The sequence below is a fragment of the Flammeovirga sp. OC4 genome (genome assembly GCF_000812565.1).
GTDB lineage: Bacteria > Bacteroidota > Bacteroidia > Cytophagales > Flammeovirgaceae > Flammeovirga.
Window position 1 is genome coordinate 71299 of sequence record NZ_JTAM01000020.1, and the last position, 10557, is coordinate 81855.

A 10557-nucleotide genomic window follows, 5' to 3' on the forward strand; every position below is an offset into this window, starting at 1 on the left:
TAAAATATTTTTATATACCTATAAATTACGTATTTTTTGGATGTATAAATGTAAACACGGGTAGACACATAGGTCTACCCCTACAAGGTGAATGACAATGAAACGAATATTATTACTACTAATCAGCTTCTTTATTTCTTTTACAATTCAAGCCCAAAATGCAAGTCCTGATGAAAAAGTGACTTATAGAGATTTGGACTCTTTGCAATTGAAACTTCATATTTTTAAACCTAAAAAAATGGCATCATCGAAAGGTGCAGTGGTTTTGATTCACGGCGGAGGTTGGAACAGTGGAAGTCCTTCAGCTTTTTATTCGCAAGCAAGACATTTGGCAGATAGAGGGTTAGTTGTTTTTTGTCCGGAATACAGAGTAAGAAAAAGAAATAACACCACTATTTTTGAAGCCGTAGAAGACGTACAAATTGCAATGCGATATGTGAGAAAACATGCCAAAAAATATGGAGCAAATCCGAACAAAATAGTAGTTGGAGGTGGGTCTGCAGGTGGGCAACTCGCTTTAAGCTTAGCTTTTATTGAACCTTTAACGAATGGAGTCAAAGCAAAAGATTACAAACCTAATTTGTTGATTTTATTTAATCCAGTAATGGGAATGAGTAAAGAAGGATATGCACATCGGTTAGTGGCAAAAGAATTAGAGGAGAAAGGAAGAACTTGGCAGTCGTTTAGCCCTCGTCAGAATATTCATAAAAGTTTCCCAGATATGTTAGTGATGTTGGGAGATAGAGATAAAGTCATTCCATTGCCTTTAGCCAAAGATGTACAATCAAAATGTGAAGCACTCGGCGTAAAATGTGAGATGAAAGTCTATGAAGGTGCTGAACACTCGTTCTTTAATGAAGGCTATTGGAGGAAAAAAGGATATAAAAAGGGTACAATCAATAGATGGTACTATGAAACAATGCAGGAAATGGATGATTTCTTGGTGACTGAAGGTTATTTAGAAGGAAGTTTTGAATTCAACATTCCTGAAAAAGCCATTTATCCGGTACGATTGAAATAGGTTTAGTACAAGTGTTTTGAGCACCATAGTTAAAACTATAGGCAGGTATTAATTTGAAACACGGGTAGACACGTAGGTCTACCCCTACATAAAAACAAACGAAATGAAAAATATATACAACATCATTTTTCTTTTACTGTTCAGTAATGTGCTTTGGGCACAAGAGAAGAAAAATGTTTTGATTTTTTTAGTAGATGATCTGGGGTATTTCGATATTTCGCATCACGATGCAGATTTTTATGAAACACCTAACATTGATCAGTTAGCTCAAGAAGGAGTTGATTTTACCAATGCATACGTGGCTCACCCAAGGTGTTTGCCTTCAAGATATGCTTTGCAAACAGGACGTTATCCAGCAAGAGCGGGCATTCCTGCCAAAAATGAAAATACGATCAAGGGTAAGAAGTTTTATGACAATGAAAAAACAATCGGTCAGGCTTTTAAAGACCAAGGATATCATACGTATTTTGCTGGAAAATGGCATTTGGGTCATGAAGAGGATGAATGGCCTCACAATAAAGGATATGATATTAATGTAGCAGGATGTGCTGCTGGTGCTCCTCAATCGTATTTTTACCCTTATAACGTTCCTAAAAATCCAAAGAAAATTGGTAAAGGGCATGGTAAAATTATTGGATTGGATGAAGGTGAAGAAGGAGAGTATTTAACGGACCGTTTGACGGATGAGACGATTAAATTCTTAGATGCTGATCATAATGGAAAACCTTTCTTTGCAGTATTGAGCCACTATGGGGTACACACTCCTTTCCAGGCAAAAAAGAAAGACATCAAGAAGTACAAAACGAAGTTAGAAGGAATGACCTTTGAAGGGCCTGAATACACCAAGCAGGATGGCATGATGAAAATGCACCAAAACAATCCTGTTTACGGTGCAATGGTGGCTTCAGTAGATGAAAGTTTGGGTAGAATTGTAAAGGCTTTGAAAGAAAAAGGTTTATATAAAAATACAATTATTGTCTTCACTTCAGACCACGGAGGATTGTCCAACAGAGGTTTGAATAGCAACAGAGATTTAGCCACTTCTAACCTTCCATTAAGAGCAGGAAAAGGGCATACTTATGAAGGTGGAACCAAAGTACCGTTGATTTTTGGTGGGGCGAAGATCTCTAAGCATGGTGTTGTCGATCAAGTGACAACGAACACGGATTTATACCCTACATTACTTGATCTTTGTGGGTTAAATCTTTATCCTACAGAGCATTTAGATGGAATTAGCATTAAGGAAAACATCAAAAAAGGTAAGACAAAAGACAGAACAATATTCTGGCATTCGCCGAAGGCAAGACCTAACTCAACCGGAGATATACATGTAACGGTAGCAAGAGATGGCGACTTCAAAATGATGTACTTTTACAAAGAAGAACGCTATGAGTTGTATAACCTGAAGAAGGATCCTTACGAAACCAAAAATATCTACAATGCCAACGATCCAAAGTCAAAACAAATGGCTCAAATGATTACTTCTTGGATTGCAGAAACAAAAGCTTCTATCTAAAATGAAACGAATACTCTTATATATTTTAGTGGGGATGCTTTGTGTCCCTGCTATGACGCTGGCTCAAGATCAACCGAATATTTTATTGATTACAATTGATGATTTAAGACCTGAATTAGGTTGTTATGGAAATGAGGTAATCAAAACGCCCAACATCGATCAGCTCAGTCAGCATTCCACTACGTTTAACAATGCATTTTGTCAAGTTCCCGTTTGTGGAGCCTCAAGAGCTTCTATGCATACTGGCGTGCGTCCCACTTTGAAAAGATTTGTAGATGCGGGAGCAAAAATCGATAAGGAAATGCCTGGAGCAGTGACAATTGGTCAGCATTTCAAAGAAAATGGCTATTATACCTATTCGATTGGGAAAGTAATTCATGGTAAAAAAGATACAGCGGAAAGAACTTGGTCGGAGTTAGTGGTTGCAGAAGATATGTTTGAATACCACGCCGATGAATTGGTGAAGGAAAGTGAAAATCCTATTCCTCCTTACAAACGTCCCCAACCTTATGAAAAAGTGAAAAACAGTAAGGATACAGACTTTTTGGATGGCAGAACGGTCGCAAAAGCAAAAAAGAAGATGAAAGAGTTGAAGCAAAAAGACCAACCGTTCTTTATGGCGGTAGGTTTGGCAAGACCACACCTTCCATTTGTAGCACCGGAGCGTTTTTGGGATTTGTACAATGAAAATGACATTCCTGCACCCGATAATAACTTCCTTCCTGAAGGAATTCCTAATGTAGCAAAGACCTCTTGGGGAGAACTAAGAGCGTATAATGGCGTACCTAAGAAAGGTGATGTGGATGAGCAATTGGCCAAAACGTTGAAACACGGTTATTATGCTTCAGTAAGTTTTGCGGATTACTTGGTAGGTGATTTAATTGATGAATTAAAAGCTCAAAAGCTGTATGATAATACGATTATTGTCATTTGGGGCGATCACGGTTGGCAATTAGGAGAACACACGTTCTGGTGTAAGCATTCTAACTTTGATATCGCTTTGAGAGTTCCTTTGATGATTAAACCACCCAAAGGAAAGAAATTTAAGAAAGGATCTGCGGAAGGTTTTGCTGAAATTGTAGATATTTTCCCTACACTATGTGACCTTTCTGGTTTATCACAACCCGCTCAACTTCAGGGAAATTCGTTAGTTCCAGTACTTCAAGATCATCAAAAAGAGATCAAAGAATATGCACTAAGCCGTTGGAAATTGGGAGATACCATCCGTACCAAAGGTTTTAGGTATACATTATTTAAAAATAAAAAGGGTGTCGTCATTGCTGAAATGATGTATGACCTGACAAAAGATCCTGATGAAAATAAAAACATCGTCAATGATCCGAATTATAAAGAAGAAGTTGAAAAGCATAGAGTATTGCTTGCGAACGCTCTAAAAAAGACGAATATCTAACGTAGGGGTAGACCTATGTGTCTACCCTTCTTTACACGTGCCTATCCTTCTTCATAGGTGTCTACCCTTCTTCTCAAATACCTATCCTCTCATTCATTTGCACATCATTGATTTCACCTGCTACCTCAGAAGAGCCTGCTGATTTCAAGGTTTTAAAAAAACAGTCTTATTTTCCATTGAAAAGAACATTCTATTCCTACAAAAATGACGTTTTGACTACTTAAATAACACAATTAGCGTAGGATAGAAACATTTTTGGAGGTGTAAGAACGGAAAATACCCCTTCAAAAACGCTTCCCCGAACTACTTTTGACTATACCTTTTGGAGATGTAGCAAACACATTCTCCATGTACCGAGTGATAAATCCTCTTTAAGAAATAGGTACGAATTAATAACACAAATATTTAAATGGAATCCTGTTATTCTGTTTATAACAAAGTATGAATTAATATGAAATTAACTTTTACAACTTTAGTTTTGTCGTGGCTACTATGTCTCTCCGCTTTTGCCAATGACAACTTAATCACGAACCCAGGATTTGACGATGAGATCAAATCGAGTGATTGGACCCTTACCATGAAAAATGGTATAACAGATCCTCCTTCTTTTGAGAGAGTAGAAATTGACGGTAATTTTTTCTTGAAAGTTGCTATTCCTTCTACTGAAGAAAATTCGAAATTGAATAGAAGTAATATTCAGGTGAAAACAGGAGGATACACCAACTTCAGTTCTCCTTTAGCACAAGATACAGAATACATCTGTAGAGTGGATGCTTACGGTACTACAGGGCAGAATTTCCGTTTTGCGTTGAACTATAATGGACCGTCTCAAATTACAACGGAGATATTCAACAATACTGAATCAGTTCAGACTTTTGAAACAACCATTACGGTTCCTGCCGGTGCAGAGAAATGGTACCTGTTGATTCAAGTAGGAAAAAACGTTGGCGATTTCTATTTTGATAATGTCTATTTTGCTCCCAAAAATACAAAAACGGATGCAGAATCAGTACAAGAAGCCAAAGATGTTTTAGAATTGACTTTCAATAATTTAGATCCACAAGATGGAAATGGGATCTTATATGATGTGACTTTACCAACTGAAGGTATCAACGGAACTACAGTTGCTTGGACTTCATCTAACGAAAATGTGATCAGTACTACTGGAGAAGTCAAAAGAGCTAATTCTTCTACTCCTGTAACATTGCAAGCAACGATTTCTTTAAATGATGAAACGTTGACAAAAGACTTTACAGTAAATGTATTGCCAATGATGGACGCTCAAGGCAACTTAATTGTGATTAATGCTGATTTCGATTTAGGAGAGAATGCAGGTTGGGAAAGGAACTTCAATGCATCTCAAGGTGTTGACTTCACTTATCTATCTATCACACATAAAGAAAATGGAACGCCAGCTGTCTCTTTTGATATTGTAAGCGGTGGTGTATCTCTTCCTAACTTGGTGTTAAGAACATTCTTGTATCCTTTCAACGATTTCACAACAGAAGAAAAATATTATGAAGTATCTTCCAATATCTATGGAGACGTGGAGAAAGTACGTTACCAATTACAAGGTAAAAATGCTTCTAACAGTTTTGTGAATAAAAACAGTACAGAATTCTTCATCAATGACACTCCTACAGACTATTCAGCCATTTTGAAAATGGATGCAGGTATTGGTTCTTTCCGCTTTTTTGTTCAAGTGGGGAAAAACACTGGTAATGTTGTGGTGGATAACGCCATGGTAAAAGAAATTTCTAAAGAGGAAGCAGAAGCAAAATGGGCCAAAGAGGCACTAGACATTACACTTGCAGAAGGTGACGATGTGAATAATGTAACCACAAACTTTACTTTGCCATTGACTGATGATACGTACGGCACAACAATCTCTTGGGCTTCAAGTAATACCAATGCGATGATCATTAATGAAGCGACTGCTGAAATTCAGGACGTAACAGATGCTGAAGAAGTAACGTTGACGGCTACAATTACACAAGGTGGAGCTTCTGTCACAAAAACATTTAACTTGAGGGTGATACCTTCGTTATCAGATTTAGAAAAAGCGGTAAATGCACTCGAAATTGTTTACACAGATTCGGAGACAGCATCAACCATAAAAAACAACATTGAGCTTCCTGCAACATCATTATTTGAGTCTACGGTTACCTGGGTATCGACCGATGAAACAGTGATTGATACTGAAGGGAACGTGTATAGAAAAGATACCGAGCAAAATATTACATTAACGGCGACTGTTACAATAGATGGAAATGAAACACAAGACAAGACTTTTGAACTTACTGTTTTAGCCATCACTCCAGAAGAGAAAGTGAAAGAAGCAAAATCAGCTTTATTTGTAAAATACTTCTATTTGGACCCATCTGATGGTAACGGAATCATGTTTGATATTGTGGATATGCCAACGGAAGGAAAGCATGGTACAGCAATCTCTTGGGCTTCATCGAATGAAGACGTCATCAGCATTACAGGTGATGTAAAAAGAGGTGCAACGCCACAAGACGTAACATTAACGGCGACGATCACTTCAGGAGATGTTTCAGATACGAAAACATTTGATGTAACGGTTGTACCATTCGCGGATGAAAATGGTAATATCATTTTGGTCAATGCCGATTTTGAAGAGGAAGAATTAAATGGCTGGAATGTAGGTTTATTGGCTTCTTCAGATCCTCCAATTGATTATGAATTAACCAAAGTAACGCACAAGGATAACGGAACAGGCGCTGCACAAATGATGGTCAATTATGGTGGTATCTCTTTCTCTAACCTTGTTTTCAGAAACTCATTCAATTATCCATTCAATGGCCTATCTACTACAAAACGTTATTTTGAAGTAAAAGTATCGGCTTATGCGGAAGCAGAAAAAACAATTCGCTACCAATTGCAAGGCAAAGATGCAGACGACAAAAATGTGAATGTCAACTCGGAAAGCTTTACAATCAATGAGACTACAAATGATTATGTAGCACTGATGGAAATGCCAGCGGGAATCTCTTCTATTCGTTTATTTATTCAGATTGGAGGAAACACTACAGGAACTTTTGTTTTTGATGACGTGGTGGTCAAAGAAATCAATGCAGCTATTGCACAGGTGAAGTTGGCAAAAAAGGATTTAGCGTTGACTTTTGCTGAAGGTGAAGATGCATCAAGTGTCATGAAAGATTTTACACTGCCGATGACAGATCTTCAAGAGTACGGAACAGAGATTTCATGGTCTTCTAATGACGCTACAATTACTATTAATGAGCATACTGCGGTAATAGGAAAAGTGATGGGATCGCAAGAGGTACAGTTAACCGCTACTATTTCTAAAGGAGACTATCAAGAGCAAAAAGTATTTACAGTAACCGTATTAGAAGATACTTCTTTGAAAGAAGCAGTAGAGGCTTTGGAAGTTACTTTTAACTTCTTAGATCCTCAAGATGGAAATGGTATTTTACACCCTGTAGTTTTACCATCGGAAGGTATAAATGGTACTTCGGTGACTTGGGCATCTTCTCACCCAGAAGTGATTTCTACAGAGGGTAAAGTTGTAAGAGGAGCCAATCCTACAGATGTGGTTTTGACAGCTACGGTAACTTTGGGAGAAGAATCAATGGACAAGATTTTTAATGTAAGAGTATTAGAATATACAGATGCGGAAGGGAATTTGATTATTGTAAATTCGGATTTTGAAGCGGAGAGTTTAGTAGGTTGGGAATCGAATTTTAATGCAACCATTGATCCTCCAATTGATTTTGAAGTCGAACAAATTGCACATCAATCCAACGGTACTCAAGCAGTGAAATTAGCCATTGCAAATGGGGGAGTATCATTACCAAACTTGGTATATAGAACGCAAACTTATCCATTGAATGCAATCACGACTGAAGAAAGTCTCGTGGAAGTAAGTACTGAAGCTTATGGTTTTGAAGGCACGAAAATTAGATATCAGTTGCAAGGTCATGATCTTGAAGGAGGGAATGTAACGACCAATGGTGAAACGCTTGAAATTGGAACTGAAAGTAAAAAATACACATCACTATTAGCTATTCCTACAGGTATAAAGTCGTATAGATTATTGCTTCAAGTGGGAGGCAACGTAGGTGAAATCGTTTTTGATAATGTGAGTATGAAAGTCGTAGCAACTGCAAAAGCTCATGTGATGTTAGCTTCACAAAACCTGAGTTTGACTTTTGAAGGTGAAGACACAAAAGAGCAAGTAACCACTAGCTTTTCACTTCCATCTACTGATGCTTTTGGATATGAAACGAATATTGCTTGGACATCTAATCATGAAGCGATTTCAATTGAAGAGGGGCAAGCAGTTGTGACACAACAAATCGCAGATCAAGCCGTGACTTTAACCGCTACGGTTACTAAAGGTGATTATTCTGAAATAGTTGAATTCCCTCTTACGGTTGCATTAAGATCATTCTTGGCAGATGCATTGGAAACAATTGAAGTAACGTATGCTGAAGGTGAAACAAGCAGTGATGTGATCAGTAACATTACTTTACCAACTACAACTGAGTATGGAGGAACAATTACATGGGAATCATCCAATGAAACAGTGATTTCAACTAACGGAGTTGTGGTGAGAGCGAAGGAAAATGAAACAATCACGTTAACTGCAACGCTCGATTTATTGGGTGAAACAGATTCAAAAACATTCGACTTGACTGTAATAGCAGCAGAGAAAACGATCGCTGAATTATTACAGGAAGCCTCAGATGCCTTGATGATCACGTATGTGGCAGGCGATAATGCTGAAAGTGTAACCTCAAACCTTACGTTACCATTGACTTCATCGCATGCTAGTACAGTGGCTTGGAGTTCATCCAATGAAGCAGTGATTTCATCCAATGGTATAGTAACAAGACCATCAGCAACCACTGCATTAACGCTTACAGCGACTTTAAGTTTGGAAGAAGAAACGGCAACCAAAACGTTCGATGTGACTGTAATAGCAGCAGAGAAAACGATCGCTGAATTATTACAGGAAGCCTCAGACGCCTTGATGATCACGTATGCAGAAGGCGACAATGCTGAAAGTGTAACCTCAAACCTAATGTTACCATTGACTTCATCGCATGCTAGTACAGTGGCTTGGAGTTCATCCAATGAAGCAGTGATATCATCAGACGGTACAGTGACAAGACCATCAGCCACAACTGCAGTAACGCTTACAGCGACGTTAAGTTTGGAAGAAGTAACGACGACCAAAACGTTCGATGTGACTGTAATAGCAGCAGAGAAAACGATCGCTGAATTATTACAGGAAGCCTCAGACGCCTTGATGATCACGTATGCAGAAGGCGACAATGCTGAAAGTGTAACCTCAAACCTAATGTTACCATTGACTTCATCGCATGCTAGTACAGTGGCTTGGAGTTCATCCAATGAAGCAGTGATATCATCAGACGGTACAGTGACAAGACCATCAGCCACAACTGCAGTAACGCTTACAGCGACGTTAAGTTTGGAAGAAGTAACGACGACCAAAACGTTCGATGTGACTGTAATAGCAGCAGAGAAAACGATCGCTGAATTATTACAGGAAGCCTCAGACGCCTTAATGATCACGTATGTGGCAGGCGATAATGCTGAAAGTGTAACCTCAAACCTTACGTTACCATTGACTTCATCGCATGCTAGTACAGTGGCTTGGAGTTCATCCAATGAAGCAGTGATTTCATCCAATGGTATAGTAACAAGACCATCAGCAACCACTGTAGTAACGCTTACAGCGACGTTAAGTTTGGAAGAAGAAACGACGACCAAAACGTTCGATGTGACTGTAATAGCAGCAGAGAAAACGATCGCTGAATTATTACAGGAAGCCTCAGACGCCTTAATGATCACGTATGCGGCAGGCGACAATGCTGAAAGTGTAACCTCAAACCTAACGTTGCCATTGACTTCATCACATGCGAGTACAGTGGCTTGGAGTTCATCCAATGAGGCAGTGATTTCAACAGACGGTACAGTGACAAGACCATCAACCACAACTGCAGTAACGCTTACAGCGACTTTAAGTTTGGAAGAAGAAACAACGACCAAAACGTTCGATGTTAATGTAATAGCAGCAGAGAAAACGATCGCTGAATTATTACAGGAAGCCTCAGATGCCTTGATGATCACGTATGAGGCAGGCGACAATGCTGAAAGTGTAACCTCAAACCTAACGTTGCCATTGACTTCATCACATGCGAGTACAGTGGCTTGGAGTTCATCCAATGAAGCAGTGATTTCATCCAATGGTATAGTAACAAGACCATCAGCAACCACTGTAGTAACGCTTACAGCGACGTTAAGTTTGGAAGAAGAAACGACGACCAAAACGTTCGATGTGACTGTAATAGCAGCAGAGAAAACGATCGCTGAATTATTACAGGAAGCCTCAGACGCCTTAATGATCACGTATGCGGCAGGCGACAATGCTGAAAGTGTAACCTCAAACCTAACGTTGCCATTGACTTCATCACATGCGAGTACAGTGGCTTGGAGTTCATCCAATGAAGCAGTGATTTCATCAGACGGTACAGTGACAAGACCATCAGCGACTACAACGGTAACGCTTACAGCGACTTTAAGTTTGGAAGAGGA

Annotated in this window: 4 protein-coding genes; all 4 read left to right on the top strand. The window is 38.9% G+C overall.

What is annotated here, in order from left to right:
- Positions 1-97: 97 nt before the first annotated feature.
- The gene (locus PL77_RS14045; protein WP_172665856.1) at positions 98-1021 is read left to right on the top strand and encodes an alpha/beta hydrolase; all 924 of its coding nucleotides are present in this window, start codon (positions 98-100) and stop codon (positions 1019-1021) included.
- 103 nt (positions 1022-1124) lie between these two features.
- Positions 1125-2537 carry a sulfatase gene (locus PL77_RS14050; protein WP_082026534.1) on the top strand — a complete coding sequence of 471 codons (1413 nt, stop codon included), beginning with the start codon at positions 1125-1127 and terminating at the stop codon, positions 2535-2537.
- 1 nt (position 2538) lies between these two features.
- Positions 2539-3948, top strand: a complete 1410-nt coding sequence (locus PL77_RS14055) for a sulfatase (protein ID WP_044206385.1) — start codon at positions 2539-2541, stop codon at positions 3946-3948.
- Between the two features lie 451 nt (positions 3949-4399).
- Positions 4400-10557 (top strand): immunoglobulin-like domain-containing protein (locus PL77_RS14060; protein WP_044206388.1); only part of this gene is annotated, 6158 nt, incomplete at its 3' end.